This window comes from Nocardia terrae (assembly GCF_009760405.1).
Classification (GTDB): Bacteria; Actinomycetota; Actinomycetes; order Mycobacteriales; family Mycobacteriaceae; genus Nocardia; species Nocardia terrae.
In genome coordinates this window covers 76,009-93,639 of record NZ_WRPP01000009.1, presented here as the reverse complement: position 1 = coordinate 93,639, position 17,631 = coordinate 76,009, and the positions used below count along the sequence as shown (strand labels likewise).

The 17,631-nt window shown below is 68.4% G+C and carries 13 protein-coding genes; 6 read left to right on the top strand and 7 right to left on the bottom strand.

Going from position 1 to position 17,631, the window contains the following annotated elements:
• The 7 genes from GPX89_RS34835 to GPX89_RS34805 form a co-directional block, all read right to left on the bottom strand.
• Window positions 1-669, bottom strand: coding sequence for an L-ribulose-5-phosphate 4-epimerase (locus GPX89_RS34835; protein WP_157392002.1), 669 nt, complete (start codon window positions 667-669; stop codon window positions 1-3).
• Complete coding sequence (gene araB / locus GPX89_RS34830; RefSeq protein WP_157392001.1) at window positions 666-2,333, bottom strand: ribulokinase; 1,668 nt, start codon at window positions 2,331-2,333, stop codon at window positions 666-668. The genes GPX89_RS34835 and araB overlap by 4 nt, the downstream gene beginning before the upstream one ends.
• A 247-nt stretch (window positions 2,334-2,580) precedes the next feature.
• Complete coding sequence (locus GPX89_RS34825) at window positions 2,581-3,780, bottom strand: ROK family transcriptional regulator (RefSeq protein WP_157392000.1); 1,200 nt, start codon at window positions 3,778-3,780, stop codon at window positions 2,581-2,583.
• On the bottom strand, window positions 3,777-5,165 hold the full coding sequence (locus GPX89_RS34820; RefSeq protein WP_157391999.1) for a xylulokinase: 1,389 nt from the start codon (window positions 5,163-5,165) through the stop codon (window positions 3,777-3,779). Before GPX89_RS34820 ends, GPX89_RS34825 begins: the two co-directional genes overlap by 4 nt.
• Window positions 5,166-5,169: 4 nt before the next feature.
• Window positions 5,170-6,345, bottom strand: coding sequence for a xylose isomerase (gene xylA, locus GPX89_RS34815; protein WP_198347737.1), 1,176 nt, complete (start codon window positions 6,343-6,345; stop codon window positions 5,170-5,172).
• 128 nt (window positions 6,346-6,473) lie between these two features.
• Window positions 6,474-6,746: a hypothetical protein gene (locus GPX89_RS34810; RefSeq protein ID WP_157391998.1), complete on the bottom strand. Its 273-nt coding sequence runs from the start codon at window positions 6,744-6,746 to the stop codon at window positions 6,474-6,476.
• A 170-nt stretch (window positions 6,747-6,916) separates the two neighbouring features.
• The gene (locus tag GPX89_RS34805; protein ID WP_328602642.1) at window positions 6,917-7,534 is read right to left on the bottom strand and encodes a hemerythrin domain-containing protein; all 618 of its coding nucleotides are present in this window, start codon (window positions 7,532-7,534) and stop codon (window positions 6,917-6,919) included.
• Between the two features lie 44 nt (window positions 7,535-7,578).
• Between GPX89_RS34805 and GPX89_RS34800 the strand changes: the two genes are divergently transcribed.
• The 6 genes from GPX89_RS34800 to GPX89_RS34775 all read left to right on the top strand — a co-directional run bounded on the left by GPX89_RS34800 (window position 7,579) and on the right by GPX89_RS34775 (window position 17,556).
• Window positions 7,579-11,286: a nitrate reductase subunit alpha gene (locus GPX89_RS34800; RefSeq protein ID WP_157391997.1), complete on the top strand. Its 3,708-nt coding sequence runs from the start codon at window positions 7,579-7,581 to the stop codon at window positions 11,284-11,286.
• Complete coding sequence (gene narH, locus GPX89_RS34795) at window positions 11,286-12,887, top strand: nitrate reductase subunit beta (RefSeq protein WP_157391996.1); 1,602 nt, start codon at window positions 11,286-11,288, stop codon at window positions 12,885-12,887. The genes GPX89_RS34800 and narH overlap by 1 nt, the downstream gene beginning before the upstream one ends.
• Window positions 12,884-13,516, top strand: a complete 633-nt coding sequence (gene narJ, locus GPX89_RS34790) for a nitrate reductase molybdenum cofactor assembly chaperone (RefSeq protein WP_157391995.1) — start codon at window positions 12,884-12,886, stop codon at window positions 13,514-13,516. The genes narH and narJ overlap by 4 nt, the downstream gene beginning before the upstream one ends.
• Window positions 13,513-14,244 (top strand): respiratory nitrate reductase subunit gamma, encoded by a 732-nt coding sequence (gene narI / locus GPX89_RS34785; protein ID WP_157391994.1) that lies wholly within the window; start codon window positions 13,513-13,515, stop codon window positions 14,242-14,244. Before narJ ends, narI begins: the two co-directional genes overlap by 4 nt.
• 202 nt (window positions 14,245-14,446) lie before the next feature.
• On the top strand, window positions 14,447-15,214 hold the full coding sequence (locus GPX89_RS34780; RefSeq protein ID WP_157391993.1) for an ABC transporter ATP-binding protein: 768 nt from the start codon (window positions 14,447-14,449) through the stop codon (window positions 15,212-15,214).
• Window positions 15,211-17,556 carry an ABC transporter permease gene (locus GPX89_RS34775; RefSeq protein WP_157391992.1) on the top strand — a complete coding sequence of 782 codons (2,346 nt, stop codon included), beginning with the start codon at window positions 15,211-15,213 and terminating at the stop codon, window positions 17,554-17,556. Before GPX89_RS34780 ends, GPX89_RS34775 begins: the two co-directional genes overlap by 4 nt.
• Window positions 17,557-17,631: the final 75 nt, after the last annotated feature.

The window sequence follows — 17,631 nt, the reverse complement described above, 5'->3', positions numbered from 1 at the left end:
TCAGTGCTGGCCGTATACGTTGCGATAGCGGTGGTGCAGGCTGTCGACGGCGTTCTGGGGAATCGGGATCGGCTGGCCGATCTCGCAGGCCAGATGCGCGGTACGCGCCACGTCCTCACACATGACGGCCGCCTTCACCGCCGCGCGGGCATCGGAGCCGATGGTGAACACACCGTGGTTGCGCATCAGCACGGCCGGCGAGCGTTGCCCGTTCAGGGTGTCGACCACACCGCGGCCGATCTCGTCACCACCGATGAGGGCGAACGGGCCGACCGGGATCTCCCCGCCGAACTCGTCGGCCATGGCGGTCAGCACGCACGGGATCGGCTCGCCCCGCGCGGCCCAGGCGCTGGCGTAGGTCGAATGCGTATGCGCCACACCGCCGACGTGCGGCATGTGCCGGTACACGTAGGCGTGCGCGGCAGTGTCGCTGGACGGGGACAGCTCGCCGTCGACGAGATTGCCGTCCAGGTCGCACACCACCATGGACTCGGGGGTCAGGTCGTCGTAGGAGACGCCGCTGGGCTTGATGACCAGCAGGTCCGCGCCGGGCACCCGGGCCGACACATTGCCCGCGGTCCACACCACCAGGTTCCAGCGCGTCAGCTCGCGATGCAGGTCGACCAGCTGCGTGCGCAGACCGGCCACGGCGAGATCGAGTGTCGTCATCTGGTGGCTACCTCCTTGCGTGCGGTATTGCGAATGCGCCGCAGCCGGTGCAGCACCTCGGTGCCGCCGCGGCCGAAATGGTCATGGAGCGCGCGATATTCGGCGTACAGGGCGTCGTAGGCCGCCGCGCGCTCCGGGTCCGGCGAATAGGCGGCCCGATCGACCCGGCCCATGGCCGCCGAGGCGGCCCGCACGTCCGGGTACGCGCCCGCGGCGACGGCGGCGTGGATGGCCGAGCCGAGCGCGCAGCCCTGTTCGGAGGCGAGCACCGACAGCGGCAGCCCGGTGACATCGGCGTAGATCTGCATGAGCACCGGGTTCTTCACCAGTCCCCCGGCCACGGTCAGCTCACGCACGGGAACACCGGAGGCATCGAAGGATTCGATGATGGTGCGGGTGCCGAACGCGGTCGACTCGAGCAGCGCGCGGTAGATGTCCTCCGGCCGGGTGGCCAGCGTCAGGCCGACCAGCACGCCCGACAGGTCGTGGTCCACCAGCACGGATCGGTTGCCGCCCAGCCAGTCCAGAGCGATCAGCCCGTGCTCGCCGACGCGCTGCTGTTCGGCCAGCTCGCCGAGGTAGGTGTGCACGTCGATGCCGCGGGCCGCGGCCCGGTCCCGGTAGTCGGTGGGCACCGCCGATTCCACGAACCAGGCGAAGATGTCACCGACCGCGCTCTGTCCCGCCTCGTAACCCCAACTGCCGGAGACGATTCCGCCGTCCACCACGCCACACATGCCGGGCACCTCGGCCAGTCGCCCGGCGTTCATCACATGGCAGGTGGAGGTGCCCATGACCGCGAGCATCTGGCCTTCCCCGACGGCCTGCGCCGCGGGCGCGGTCACGTGCGCGTCGACATTGCCGACGGCGACCGCGATCCCGGGGCGCAGGCCGGTCCATCGCGCGGCCTGCTCGGTCAAGCCTCCGGCACGACCACCGAGCGGCGACAGCGGATGGGAGAGCTTGCCGACGAAGTCGGCGAAGCCCGGATTCAAGTCGGTCAGATAGGCGGGTGTGGGCCAGGCGCCGTCCTGGTGCAGGCCCTTGTATCCCGCAGTGCAGACATTGCGCGTCTCGTGGCCGCACAGCTGCCACACGATCCAGTCGGCCGCTTCGATGAAACGTGCAGCGGCGGCGTAGATCTCGGGGTCCTCCTCGAGGATCTGCAGGCCCTTGGCGAATTCCCACTCGCTCGAGATCCGGCCCCCGTAGCGGCCGATCCACGTTTCGCCGCGCTCATGGGCGACCGCGGTGACGCGGTCGGCCTGCGCCTGCGCGGCGTGATGCTTCCACAGTTTCGGATAGGCGTGCGGGCGGTCCGCGAACTGCGCCAATTCGCAGAGCGGGGTACCGTCCACGGTGGTCGGCAGCACCGTGCACGCGGTGAAATCCGTTGCTATTCCGATGATCTCATCGGGGTCGATCCCCGCCGCCCGGACTGCCGCGGGTACCGCGACACGCAGCACCCCGAGATAGTCCCCGGGATCTTGCAGCGCCCAGTCCGGCGGCAAAAGCGCACCGGTGACGGGCAGCTCGCGTTCGATCACGCCGTGCCGATATTCACAGACCGCTGTTCCAAGTTCCGCACCGTCGCGCACCCGCACGACGAGGGCTCGACCGGACAGCGTGCCGAAGTCGACACCGACGACGTAGTTGTCGGCCATGTATTGCTCCCAGCTATGTTAACGCGCACATTGTTACCTACAACACCGGACCGATGTCAAGGGTTCAGGCGAGGGGCATGTACGGACTGCATGTCCAAAGATGCTGTCTGCCAGCAGAAATAGATCGAACTCTGTCCAGTCCGATAGTCAGCAAAGAGTTTGAGAGGTATGGACCGGGCCGAACACGGCATGTTAGCGTTAACCACACCCTGCCGTCAGGGCTCGGACCCGTACCCGTCCCTCCGGATCACCCTGCCGTAGTACGTTCGTCGTCGCCCGCGCTCAGCTCGGGAGCCAGCAGCAGTTCCGGTGCGAGGCAGTGGCGTCGGGTGATGAGCGCGGCGGCACCGCGCGCGACGGCGTCACGCCCGAGCGACGAGACGGCGAGGGTGACCGGACGGCGGGCGGCCGCGAGCACGCCGGTGCCGAGTTCGGCGCGCACACCCGGGGCGAGTTCGTCGAAGAAGGTCGCGTAGCTGCCACCGAGCACGACCGTCGCGACATCACAGATATTGATCAGCGAGGCGAGCGCGGTCCCCAGCGCCGAACCGGCGCAGTTGACCGCCGAGCGGCCGCGGGTGTCGCCCTCGCGCAGGGCGTCGCGTAACGCCTCGAGATGCGGCTGGCCGGCGGCGGCCAGAATCGCCTGCAAACCCGCGTATTGCTCGACACAGCCCTGGCTGCCGCAGGTGCAGGGGCGGCCCGCGCGTTCGATGATGACGTGGCCGAGTTCGCCCGCGAAGCCGCTGCCGCCGCGAAACAGCGAACCGCCCAGGACGATTCCCGCGCCGATACCGACATCGCCGGAGACGTAGATGAAGTCGTCACCGGCGAGCCGCTGCGGCCACACGTGCGCGAGGGCGGCGAGGTTGGCTTCGTTGTCCACGGCCACCTCCGATGTTCCGAGCGCGGCGGCCAAGCGGTCACCGATGCGGATATCGGTCAGGCCGGGCACATTCGGCGCGTGCACGACCATGCCGTCGTGCACGATGCCGGGTACGGCGAGCCCGAATCCGAGAGCCTCGCGGCCGGATTCGTCCAGAGTGGCACGGACGAGCCGGGTGAGCCGGTCGATCAGCTCGTCGGCATCGAGTCGGCGGTTGTCGATCTCGACGCGTCGTTCGGCCGCGGTGGACCCGTCCAGTCGCTGCACGCTGACGGCGAGATGCCGCACGTTGATCTCCGCGCCGACCGCCACCGGCGCCGCCTCCGAGAACCGCAGCGGCCGCGAGGGCCGCCCGCGCCCGGTGTTCACCTCGGGATCCTCCGCCAGAATCCGTTGCCGCAGCAGCGATTCCGCGAGGCTGGACACCGTGGCCTTGGTCAGGCCGGTGCGCTGGGCGAGCTCGGCCCGCGACGCCGGGCCGTCGAGCATGGCCAGCAGCAGCGCCTGCAGATTTCCGGTGCGCACCCGGCGCAGGTGGACCGGTCCCGGCAGTCCGGTCATCGCTCGAGGTACTTCGACTGGGCGGCCTGGTAGCGCTCCCTGACCGCGACCACGGTCTCGGCCTCGTAGCGCCGAGCCGGGGCCGATTCGGGCCACGGCGGCGGCTCGTCACCGCCGTGCAGCGCCCACGCGGCCTGCCGGGCCGCGCCGTCGGCCACATACTCGCCCGGCTCGGGGGCCAGTACCGGCACACCGAACACCGTGGGCGCGATCTCGCGCACCGCCGGAAGGGCAGCCGCGCCACCGATCAGGCGCACGGCGGTGATCGGAACGTCGTGGGCGCGCAGGGCTTCCAACCCGGCGCCGACCCCGCACAGCATGCCTTCCACGGCGGCCCGGGCGACGGTGGCCGGTGTCGCCGCGGCGGTGGTCAGACCGTGGAGCGCTCCGGTCGCGGTGGGCAGGTTGGGAGTTCGTTCGCCGTCGAAATACGGGACCAGCACGAGCCCGTCCGAGCCGGGCGCGGCCGACAGCGCGAGCTCGCTCAACCTCTGAAGTCCGATACCCAGCACAGCGGCGATGGTATCCAGTACACGCGCGGCGTTGAGGGTGCAGACCAGCGGTAGGTGACGATCCGTGGCGTCGGCGAAACCGGCGACGATTCCGGTCGGGTCGGCCGGACGTTCGACCGAGCTGGCGGACACCACGCCCGAGGTGCCCAGGGACACCACCACATCCGTGCCCGCCGCCAGTCCCAGCCGGGCGGCGGCATTGTCCCCTGCCCCGGCGGCCAGTCGCGGCCCGAACGACGAGGCCGTCGACTCGCTCGGGCCCAGCAACCGGGGCAGGAGCAGATCGCCACGGCCGCAGGCCAATTCGAGTAGGTCACGGCAGTACTCGCCGGTGCGGGAGTCGAAATAGCCGGTGCCCGAAGCATCGGAGCGGTCGGTGGTCAGCTCCTCGAGGCCCCCGCCGCGCAATCGCCAGGTGAGCCAGTCGTGGGGCAGGCAGACCGCGGCGGTGCGGGCGAGGCTGTCGGGCTCGCGCTCGGCGAGCCAGCGCAGTTTGGTGACGGTGAACGAGGCCACCGGGACCGATCCGGTGCGCTGCGCCCAGACCGGTGCGCCGAGTTCGTCGACCAGGTCCCGCGCGGCGTCGGCCGAGCGGGTGTCGTTCCACAGCAGCGCGTCTCGCACCACCCGCCCCGACTCGTCCAGGCACACCAACCCGTGCTGCTGCCCGGCGACCGCGATCACGGCGACGTCGTCGATTCCGCCCGCGGTCGTGATCGCCTCGAGCAGCGCCGACCACCAGCACTCCGGGTGCACCTCGGTACCGGAGGGATGGGCCGCCCGCCCGGACCGCACCAGGCGCCCGGTCTCGGCCTCCCGGATGACGACCTTGCACGACTGGGTGGAGGAATCGACCCCGGCTACCAACGTCATCCGATCACCGCGCACCCAGGAGGTGTTCCAGCGCCAGCTGGTTCAGCCGGACGAACCCGTACCCGCGTTCGCCGGCCCGGTCCGGATCGAAACCGTCCGCGTCGGCCAGCAAATCCGCGTATCCCTCCCCCGCGGCCAGCGTCGGGGTGCGCAGGTCGCCGACCCCGGCGGCCGACAGCGCCTGCTGCACTTCGGGATCCGCGCGGAAGGCACGGGCCCGTTCCTTCAGCAGGAGATAGGTGCGCATGTTCGCGGCGGCCGAATCCCACACGCCCGACATGTCCTCGGTGCGCGAGGGCTTGTAGTCGAAGTGGCGCGGGCCGTCGTAGGCGGGCTCCCCGTTCGGGCCGCCGTTCTCCAGCAGGTCGACCAGGCTGAAGGCGTTCATCAGGTCGCCGTGGCCGAAGACCAGATCCTGGTCGTATTTGATGCCGCGCTGGCCGTTCAGGTCGATATGGAACAGTTTGCCCTGCCACAGCGCCTGCGCGATGCCGTGCGCGAAGTTCAATCCCGCCATCTGCTCGTGTCCCACTTCGGGATTGACCCCGACCAGCTCGGGATGCTCGAGGGTGGTGATGAACGCGAGCGCGTGCCCGAGGGTCGGCAGCAGGATGTCGCCGCGCGGCTCGTTGGGTTTGGGTTCGATCGCGAAACGCAGGTCGTAGCCGCGGTCACGGACGAAATCGGTGAGCATGTTCAGGCTTTCGCGATAGCGGTCCAGGGCCGCGCGCACATCCTTGGCGCTGTCGTATTCCGCGCCCTCGCGTCCACCCCACAGCACGTAGGTCCGCGCCCCCAGCTCGGCCGCCAGTTCGACATTGCGCAGCACCTTGCGCAACGCGAAGCGCCGTACCGCCCGGTCGTTGCTGGTGAAGCCACCGTCCTTGAACACCGGATGGGTGAACAGGTTCGTGGTGACCATCGGCACCACCATCCCGGTCTCGGCCAGGGCCTTGCGCAACAACTCGATCCGTCTCCCCCGCTCGGCGGCCGGGGCGCCGAACGGAAACAGGTCGTCGTCGTGGAAGCTGAGCCCGTAGGCCCCCAGCTCGGCGAGCCGGTGGACGGCCTCCACCGCGTCCAACTCCGCCCGGGTGGCGTCCCCGAACGGATCTCTGCCCTGCCATCCCACCGTCCACAATCCGAACGAGAACTTGTCCGCGGGCGTTGGCGTCACCATCATCATCCTCCACTTTGTTCAGACATTGAACTAAGTGGCCGAAAGCCTACCCACCAATCGGAAGGAAATTCACACGATGCGCGGAATACGTTGTCCGGCAGGATGATCCACACCGAACCGCCGGTGGATCAGCTGTCGTTCGGGTGCAGCGGATTTGGTTTCCGGACGCGATCTTCGACAATGGCGGCGCGGGCCTGCTCTCCTCGCTCGAGGTCGTCGAAACCGTGGAGATCAGCCGGCGTCGGAACCCCGGTCAGCCACACCATCCCGCTCTGACCCGCGATTTCTAGAGATTCGTCCAACCGCTGCCATCGGGCCGACCGACGGTCTTGGAGATTATGCGTCTTCGAATGACATGTGATGGTGATTACATTCAGCCCGTCCATCGCATCATTCGTCATCCGAGGGGGCGTCCATGTTCGAACCCGACCTCACGCGTAAGCCCATCGCGCGGGCCGGAACATGGCTGTCTCTCGCGGTGACTCTCGCCGCTCCGCTGACCGCCCTGTTGATCCTCGTCTGCCACGCTCTGTGAGCCACCGCGACCGGCCTCGGTGCGGTTGCCTTCTCGTCAACGGCGGACCGGGCGTCGGTGGACGCGTTCCCAGGCATCGATAGCGGCGGTCCACTGCTCACCGGACAGAGTCGTCAGCGACATGGGGAATAGGCCGTCCTCTTCCTTTTCTATATGCGGCCACAGAGTGGCCAAGGACGCCAGAACCTGTTGTCGCCCTTCGGGAGTGGTCAGGTCCGCGGTGGAAAGGTCGGTGGTCATCTCGCGATGCTCGGCCTCCAGGGCATCGATGTAGTCCGTGCAGTCCGGGTCGTCGCGCATGACCGCGAACAGCCCCTGTTCCTCCCCGGCCCAGTGCTCGGTCAGCTGCCGCTGGATCTCCACCAGATCCCGTCGGGCGGTGTCGATATCACCGCTTTCGAGGGCGCGGCGGATATCGCCGGAGAGGTTGTACACCGCCTCGTGCTCGGCGATGAATTCCTTGATCAGTGGCATGTCCCGGCAACCGCAGTAATGACACATGGGTTCAGTGTCGGCCACAGGGCGGTCGACCTCGGCCACCGCCGCGCGGATTCGGTCGCCGTCAGATAACAAGATCGGCGTGCCAGCACATAGCCAGCTACCGATCGTGTTGTACTCGGCTGGCGAGTCGCCACACCCGGCGAACACCGACACCTGTGCTCATCCAGCTGCATTGCTGGCGAAAGGGGCTGCGCACAATGGGTGCGAACAACGGGGCCGCGAGCGGGCCCGGAGAAACCGGAGCCCTACTGCTCCGTTCGGCGCGCTACTTCCGTCCCGGAAAACCCTCGGCTGACCTGCACCGTGAGGAGATCGTGGGTGGCCGCTCGGGCGATGTCTTCTACCGCGACCGCTGGAGCCACGACAAGATCGTCTACTCCACCCACGGGGTGAACTGCACCGGATCGTGCCGGTGGAAGGTGTACGTCAAGGACGGGATCATCACCTGGGAAACCCAGGCCACCGACTATCCGTCGGTCGGACCCGATCGCCCCGAATACGAGCCGCGCGGATGTCCGCGCGGCGCTTCTTTCTCCTGGTACACCTACTCCCCGACCCGGGTCCGCTACCCGTACGTGCGCGGCGTGCTGCTGGAGATGTACCGCGAGGCCCGCAATCGGCTCGGCGACCCGGTGGCGGCATGGGCCGACATCCAGGCCGACCCCGAGCGGCGGAAGCGCTATCAGCGGGCGCGCGGCAAGGGCGGACTGGTGCGGTCGACGTGGGACGAGGCGATCGAGATCGCCGCCGCCGCACACGTACACGCCATCAAGAACTATGGGCCCGACCGGGTTGCGGGCTTCTCCCCCATTCCGGCCATGTCGATGGTGTCGCACGCCGCGGGCGCCCGCTTCATGGGATTGATCGGCGCGCCGATGCTGTCGTTCTACGACTGGTACGCCGACCTGCCCGTCGCCTCGCCCCAGGTGTTCGGCGACCAGACCGATGTCCCGGAGTCCGGAGACTGGTGGGACGCGGCCTATCTCATCATGTGGGGTTCGAACGTCCCGGTGACCCGCACCCCCGACGCGCACTGGATGACCGAATCGCGCTATCGCGGGCAGAAGGTCGTGGTCGTCGCCCCCGACTACGCCGACAACGCCAAGTTCGCCGACGAATGGCTGCACCCGCACCCGGGCACCGATGCCGCCCTGGCCATGGCCATGGGCCATGTGGTGCTCAAGGAATGCTTCGTGGACCGGCAGGTGCCGTTCTTCACCGACTACATCAAGAAATTCACCGACCTGCCGTTCCTGGTGACGCTGGTGGAACGCGACGGCGCATACGTGCCGGACAAGTTCGTGCGCTCGGCCGACATCGGCGATACCGGTGAAGGCGCGGCCTGGAAGACCGTACTTCTGGACGAGAAGACCGGTGCGGCCGTGGTCCCCAATGGCTCGATGGGGTTCCGGTGGACCGAATCCGGTGCGGGCCGTTGGAATCTGGATCTGGGCGAGATCTCCCCCGCGCTGTCCCTGCACGGGCAGGGCGCCGGCGTCGAGGTGGAGTTGCCGCGCTTCGACACCGAGGGCGGCGAGCACGGCCAGGGCCGCGGCGCGACGCTGCGGCGCGGTGTCCCCGCGCGGCGGTTGGGCGAGACCGGTCCGCTGGTCACCACCGTCTTCGATCTGCTGCTGGCCCAATACGGTGTCGCCCGAGAGGGTTTGCCCGGCGAGTGGCCGGATTCCTACGAGGACGCCGACGCTCCCGGCACCCCGGCGTGGTCGGAGCGGATCACCTCGGTGCCCGCCGCGCGGACGGTGAAGATCGCCCGCGAATTCGCTTCCGTCGCAGAGGAATCCCGCGGCCGCTGCATGATCCTGATGGGTGCGGGCACCAACCACTGGTTCCACTCCGAGACGATCTACCGTGCTTTCCTGTCGCTGCTGCTGCTCACCGGCTGCCAGGGCCGCAATGGCGGTGGCTGGGCGCATTACGTCGGGCAGGAGAAGTGCCGTCCGGTCACCGGCTGGGCGACGCTGGCCTCGGCCAACGACTGGTCGCGGCCGCCGCGTCAGATGATCGGCACCGCATGGTTCTTCCTCAATACCGACCAGTGGCGCTACGACCAGTTCTCGGCCGATGTCCTGGCCTCGCCGCTGGGCACGGGCCGCTTCGACGGCATGACCGGGGTCGACGTGCTCGCCCAGTCCGCGCGGTTGGGGTGGATGCCCTCCTATCCGACCTTCGATCGCAATCCCCTGGACCTGGTGGACGAGGCGAAGGCCGCGGGCAAGGAACCCGCCGCGTACGTGGTGGACGAATTGCGTAGTGGGCGATTGCGTTTCGCCAACGAGGATCCCGATGCCCCGCAGAACTGGCCGCGGGTGCTCACGCTGTGGCGGTCGAATCTGTTCGGTTCCTCGGCGAAGGGCGCGGAGTACTTCAGCAGGCATCTGCTGGGCACCCATTCCTCGCTGCGCGCCGAAGAAGCAGCGCCGCAGGTGCGTCCGCGTGACGTGGTGTGGCACGACGAGGCTCCCGAGGGCAAGCTCGATCTGCTGCTGACCCTGGATTTCCGCATGACCTCCTCCACGATGCTCTCGGATGTGGTTCTGCCCGCGGCGACCTGGTATGAGAAGCACGATCTGTCCTCCACGGATATGCACCCCTACGTGCACTCCTTCGCCCCCGCGGTGAACCCGCCCTGGCAGGCGCGCACCGACCACGAGGCCTTCTACGATCTGGCCTCGCGGTTCAGCCAGCTGGCGGCCGGGCATCTCGACACCCGCCACGATCTGGTGGCGACCGCGCTGCAGCACGACACCGCGGCCGAGACGGCGCAACCCGGCGGGATCGTGCTGGATTGGCGTGCGGGCGAATGCGAACCGATCCCGGGCGTGACCATGCCGGGGCTGGCGGTGGTGGAACGCGACTACACCGCCGTCGCCACGAAGTTCGCCTCCCTGGGCCCGCTGGTCGACAAGCTCGGGTTGCCCTGCAAGGGCATCATGCTGCGCCCCGACGAGGAGATCGACTATCTGCGCGGCATCAACGGCGTGGTGGCCGAGGGCGTCGCGGCGGGTCGTCCGGCGCTGGACACCGCCGTCAAGGCCGCCAACACCATCCTGGCGCTGTCGGGAACGACCAACGGCCGCTTGGCGGTTCAGGGTTTCGAGACCCTGACCCAGCGCACCGGGCAGCACATGGCGCATCTGGCCCTCGAGAAGGAGGGCGTGAAGATCACCTACGCCGACACCCAGTCCGCGCCGCAGCCGGTCATCACTTCCCCGGAGTGGTCGGGCAGTGAATCCGGCGGGCGACGGTACGCGCCGTTCACCCTCAATACCGAGCACCTCAAGCCCTGGCACACCCTCACCGGACGGCAGCACTTCTTCGTCGACCACGACTGGATGCACGAGCTGGGTGAGGCGCTGCCGGTGTATCGCCCGCCGCTGGATATGAAGCGGCTCTTCGGCGAACCGGCGCTCGGGCCCGACGGGCAGAAGGAGGTGACGGTCCGCTACCTGACCCCGCACAACAAGTGGTCGATCCACTCCGAGTACCAGGACAACCTGTTCATGCTCTCGCTTTCCCGTGGCGGACAGGCGATCTGGATGTCGGTGGAGGACGCCGAGGCCATCGGGGTCGCCGACAACGACTGGATCGAGGCGGTCAACCGCAACGGTGTCGTGGTGGCGCGGGCGATCGTCTCGCCGCGCATGCCGCGCGGGACGGTGTACATGAACCACGCGCAGGAGCGCACCGTCAACGTCCCGAAATCCGAGACCGACGGCCGCCGCGGCGGTATCCACAACTCGCTGACCCGGGTCCTGCTCAAGCCCACGCACCTGATCGGCGGGTATGCCCAATTGTCGTGGGCGTTCAACTATTTCGGTCCGACCGGCAACCAGCGCGACGAGGTCACCGTGATCCGCCGCCGTGCTCAGGAGGTGAAGTACTGATGCGCGTCATGGCACAGATCGCGATGGTCATGAATCTCGACAAATGCATTGGCTGCCATACGTGTTCGGTCACCTGCAAGCAGACCTGGACCAACCGGCAGGGCATGGAATACGTGTGGTTCAACAATGTCGAGACCCGGCCCGGGCTGGGCTACCCCCGCCAGTACGAGGACCAGGACAAGTGGAAGGGCGGCTGGAAGCTCACCAAGCGCGGCAAGCTGCGGCTCAACCAGGGATCGCGGATGTTCAAGCTGGCCAGCATATTCTCCAACCCGGTGCTGCCCACGTTGCGCGACTACTACGAGCCGTGGACCTACGACTACCGCAACCTCACCGACGCGCCGCTGGGTGACGACTACCCGGTCGCGCCGCCGCGCTCGCTGATCACCGACAAGCCGATGTCGGTGGAATGGTCGTCGAACTGGGACGACAACCTCGGTGGCGCGGCCGAATTCGGGCCCGACGACCCGAACGTGGTCAAGATGCGCGAGCAGGTGGGCGAGCAGATCCGCTTCAGCTACGAACAGAGCTTCATGTTCTATCTGCCGCGCATCTGCGAGCACTGCCTCAACCCGGCGTGCGTGGCCGCCTGCCCGTCCGGCGCGATCTACAAGCGCGCCGAGGACGGCATCGTGCTGGTGGACCAGGACGGGTGCCGCGGCTGGCGGCAGTGCGTGACCGGCTGCCCGTACAAGAAGATCTATTTCAACCACCAGACCGGCAAGGCCGAGAAGTGCACATTCTGCTATCCGCGCGTGGAGGTCGGGCTGCCGACCGTGTGCTCGGAGACCTGCGTCGGCCGCCTGCGCTACCTGGGCGTCATGCTCTACGACGCCGACAAGGTCACCGCGGCCGCGCAGACCAAGGACGAAAAGCGGCTCTACCAAGCGCAATTGGAGGTCTTCCTGGATCCGGAGGATCCGGAGGTGGTCCGCGCGGCCGAGCTCGCGGGCATTCCGCACGACTGGATCGAGGCCGCCAAGCGTTCACCGGTGCACGCGCTGATCAGCAAGTACCAGGTGGCGTTGCCGCTGCATCCGGAATACCGCACCATGCCGATGGTCTGGTACATCCCGCCGCTGTCCCCGGTGGTGGAGGCGGTGGCCGACAGCGGCCACGACGGCGAGAACGCGGGCAATCTCTTCGGAGCCATCGACGCCCTGCGGATTCCGGTCGAGTACCTGGCCGAACTGTTCACCGCCGGTGATCCCGAACCGGTGCGCGCGAGCCTGGAGAAACTGGCGGCCATGCGCTCCCACATGGCCGACATCAACCTCGAGCGGGTGATCGGCGAGGAGACCGCACAGGCGGTGGGCATGACCGCCAAGGAGCTCGAGGACATGTTCCATCTCCTGGCGATCGCGAAATACGAAGACCGGTACGTGATTCCGACCGCGGCCATGGCCGACGCGCAGCGGCTGGAGGAATCGGCGCTGCCCAGCGGATGCAGTCTCGACTACGAGGGCGGGCCCGGCATGGGCGCGGACGGGCCGCTCGGCGGCGGATCCGGGCGCAAGGCGCTGCCGCTGGTCACCATCGAGAGCTTCCACGCCATGCGCAAGCAGCAGACCGCCGACGAGGTCGAGGAGCCCAGCCGATGAGCGGGATCAGCGACGAGGTCGCGGTCGTCTACCGCATCGCGGCGGCCTGCCTGGCCTATCCGGGAGACGAGTTCAACGCCGCCCTGGCGGCTTTCGACACCATCACCGCGAGCATGCGCCATCCGGCGGCCGGTCCGCTGCGTGAATTCCTCACCGGCACAATGAGTCTGTCCGAGGCCGCGCACACCACCCTGTACGTCGACACCTTCGATTTCACCAACAAGCACAGCCTGTACCTGAGCTGGTGGACCGATGGCGACACCCGGAATCGGGGTGCGGCGCTGGTGGGATTCAAGGACCACTACCGGGCCCACGGTTTCGACTTCGACGATTCCGAGCTGCCCGACTTCCTGCCCGCCGTCCTGGAATTCAGCGCCCTGTCGCGCACCAACGCGCTGTTGATCGAGCATCGGCCCGCACTCGAGTTGCTCCGGATCGCGCTCGCCGAGAAGGACAACGCGTACGCCCAGGTGCTCGCGGCGGTGTGCGCCACGCTCCCGGGGGCCTCGCCCAAGGATCGCGCCGCGGCGCGGGCCATGGCGCGCAGCGGCCCGCCCCGCGAATCCGTGGGCCTCGAGCCCTACGGCCACCTCGGAATGCTTCCCCTGCTGACTGGAGACCGTCGATGAGCACTTTCCTGTGGGGCGCACTGCCTTACGTCGTCATCGGACTGCTGGCCACCGGGCTGGCCTGGCGCTACCGCTACGACAAGTTCGGCTGGACCACCCGCTCCTCCGAGGTCTACGAGTCCAAGCTGCTCAACATCGCCTCCCCGATGTTCCACTACGGCATCCTGTTCGTCTTCGCCGGCCACATCATGGGCCTGTTCATCCCGCAGGAATGGACCGACGCCATCGGCATGAACGAGCACGCCTACCACCTCATGTCACTGTTCGCGGGCACCGCCGCCGGCATCCTGGCGATCCTCGGCATCCTCATGCTGATCTACCGCCGCCGCACCAACACCGCCGTCTTCCACGCCACCACCACCAACGACAAGATCATGTACGTCTTCCTGGTCGGCGCGATCTTCATGGGCCTGTGGGCCAAGCTCGCCCACGCGAACATCCACGAGGGCTACAACTACCGCGACACCATCGCCCCCTGGGCCCGCAGCATCTTCCTCCTCCGCCCCCGCGTCTCCGACATGGAAGGCGTCCCCCTCTCCTTCCAGATCCACGCCGTCATCGGCATGGCCCTCCTGGCCCTCATCCCCTTCACCCGCCTCGTCCACATGTTCAGCGCCCCGGTCCAATACCTCTTCCGCCCCTACATCGTCTACCGCACCCGCGACCCCAAACACCTAGCCGAACGCCCCGCCCGCCGCGGCTGGGAACGCATCGACGCCGGCCGCTGACGGGAACCGAGGTCAGCGCATCGCGGCCACCGCGCGTCCTTGCATCGGCGCGTCGAAGCAGCGTGCACAGGTCCATCCCCGGCGTGCTCGGAGGTGACGGGACCACTTCGCATGTCGCACACAAGTCCCGAACGCCCAATGGCACCGCCATTCATGACCAGTGGCACTTCAGGCGGCGGTGTCGGGCAACGACTCTGAGGTGATGAACCGACGTGCCGATGTCGATCCCCTGACCGCTGCCGAGGCCGCCGCTTCGTCGGGCGCTCCCGCGTTGCGGATGTCGGGGGTCGGGAAGACTTATGGTTCCGGGCCCGGGCGGGTGGTTGCGTTGCACGATGTGGACCTCGAGGTGCGGCCGGGCGAGTTCGTGGTTCTGCTGGGTCCGTCGGGGTCGGGGAAGACCACGCTGCTGAACCTGGCGGGCGGGATCGAGGAACCTTCCGAAGGTGTCATCGAGGTCGCGGGCCTGGCCATCGGCGGGCTGAAGGGCAAGCAGCGCACCGTGTTCCGGCGCGACCGCGTCGGGTTCGTGTTCCAGTTCTTCAATCTCGTCCCGACCCTGACCGCATTGGAGAACGTCGAGATCATGGCGGAGCTGACCGGGCCGGACGCCACCGCCCGCAGCCGCCGCGCGCTCGGTCTCGTCGGAGTCGGGGATGTCGGCGATCGGTTTCCCGGACAGCTGTCGGGCGGGCAGCAGCAGCGGGTCGCCATCGCGCGCGCGATCGTGAAGGAACCGCCACTGCTGTTGTGCGACGAACCCACCGGCAGCCTCGATCTCGCCACCGGCCGGCAGGTGCTGGGCGTGTTGCGCGAGCTCGCGCGGGAAGGCCATCACACGGTGCTGCTGGTGACCCACAATTCCGAGATCGCCCGCATGGCCGACCGGGTGGTCTGGCTGCGTTCGGGCGCGATCAGTCGTTCCCAGAGCGTGGCGCATCCGGTCGAGGCATCGGAGTTGCAGTGGTGAGCCGGGCGCTGCTGCGCAAATTGCGCCGGGATCTGTGGCGTCAGCGCTGGCAGTTCCTGGCCGTCGCCGCGATCCTGGCGATCGGTGTGGCGGCCTTCGTCGCGGCCTCGGACGCCTACCACAACCTGGACCGGTCCTTCGCCCGCGCCTATGACGAGCAGAAGTTGCCCGATGCGACCATCTCCGGACCCGGTGCCGCCGAACTGAGTTCGGCGCTCGCCCGGCTGCCCGGCGAACCGGAGGTCGAGGTTCGCCACCAGAGCGAGGTCGGCATCCGCGTGCACGGGCGGGCGTTTCTGGGTCGCGCGATCGGCGTACCGGAGGCGGCACAGCCCGGCGTCGCCAAGCTCGCCGTGCGATCGGGGGCACTGCCGTCAGCGGGTCGGGTCGTGGTCGAGCAGCATCTGGCCGACCACTATGACCTGCGGCCGGGAGAGAGCATCGAATTGCTGACGGCGTCCGGCTGGCAGGCGATGCCGGTCTCCGGGTCGGCCCTGTCGGCGGAGTACTTCTGGCCGGCCCGCTCCAGCCAGGAGATCATGACCACGCCCGAGCACTTCGGGGTGGTGTTCCTTCCCGACAGCGATCTGGTCGGGAAGCTGCCCGACCCGGTCGAGCAGGTCGCGGTGTACGCGAAGGATCGCGCCGCGGCCGGGCAACTCGTCCAGGCTGCCGAGCGGCTCGCGAGAGAGCATGGTCTGCAGCTTGTTCCGCGCGATCAACAGCCGTCGTATCGGGCCCTCCAGGACGACGTGAGCGCGTTCGGGACCTTCGCCAACCTGCTGCCCTGGCTGTTCCTGGCCGCCGCGGTGCTCGGCACCTACGTGTTGCTGTCGCGGGTGGTGGCGGCCCAGCGCGCTGTGATCGGAACCCTGGTGGCCAACGGCTTCTCGCCCGCTCGCCTGCGCCGGCACTATCTCGGATACGGCCTGGCCTGTGCGCTGCTCGGGATCGTGCCCGGCCTCGCCGCGGGATATCTGCTGGGCGGCTGGATCACCACCCGGTATACCCGGGCCCTCGGACTGCCACTGCACGTGAGCGCGCTGCATCCCCTCACCCTGGTGATCGCCACGGCGGCGGCCCTCGCCGCCGCCGCGATCGCCGCATGGGCGCCTGCGCGCGCCGCCGCCCGCATGCGTCCGGCCGAGGCCATGCGCGTCACACCGCCCGCCGGGCACACGGGACGCAGCGTCGTGGAACGCCTCGTACCACCGCTGAAACACGCGCCCGCACGCTGGCGTATGACGGCGCGCGCCGTGCTGCGCAACCGCCGGCGTGCCATCTTCACGGTGACGGGCGTGGCGGTCTCGGTCAGTCTGGTAATGGTGTTCGCCGGACTGCGCGACACCGTCACCACCCTCATCGATCGGCAGTACGATCGAATCACGCTGCAGGACGCGGAGATCGCGACCGCACCCGGCGCCGCCGACGCCGTTCTGGCCCGGGTCCGGCAGGACCCCGATGTCGCCGCGGCCGAGCCCGTCGGCCGCTACGAGGTCGTGCTCTCGGCAGGAGGGCGGCACTACGACACCCTGGTGATCAGCCTGCCGCCCACCACGCAGATGCATCGGTTCACCGCGAAGTCCGGTTCGAATCAGTTGTCCGGCAATGGGTTGCTGCTCGGCTCCGGACTGCGCGACACGCTGGGGTTGGCGGTCGGCGACACCGTCGATGTCGCCGAAACCTCGACGGGGCAGCACATCTCGGCGCCGGTGGCGGGATTCGTCGACGAGCCGCTGTCGCCGGTCGTCTACATGTCGTCGGATTACCTACGGCAGTCGATCGGGCCGGTACCGGACACGGGTGTGCTGGTGCGGCTGCGGCCCGGGGTCACCGACGAGCGTGCCGTCTCCGATCGGCTCACCGCCGTTCCCGGTGCGGTCGCCTACCTTTCCACCGCCACCCTCGCCTCCTCGATGCGGCAGGCGTTCGCCATGTACGACACCCTGGTCGGCATCATGCTGGCCTTCGCGATCGTCATGGCGGCCGCGCTGCTGTTCAACGCGATGTCGGCCAATATCGGTGAGCGGCTCGGTGAACTGGGCGCGCTGCGCGCCGCCGGCATGGGATCGGGAATGCTCTCACGCCTGATAGCCGTCGAGAACCTCCTCCTCGCGGTGATCGGCATACCCGTCGGGGTGGGTTGCGGGATCCTGCTCGCCCGCTGGCTGCTGTCCACCTACGAGAACCAGGGCGCCCATCTCGAGCTCGCGATGCGCTCGCTCACCCCGATGTTCGTCGCCATCGCAGTGCTCACCGCGGCGGTCGCCGTGCAACTGCCCGCACTGCGCCGCGTGCGCGGACTGGACATCGCCCGGATCGTCCGTGAACGTTCGCTGTGACCCCGAGGACCAACGTCGGCTGGGCAAGGGGCCTGACGACCCTGCATCACGGGCCGCGGGGAGCGGAGGGTCAGG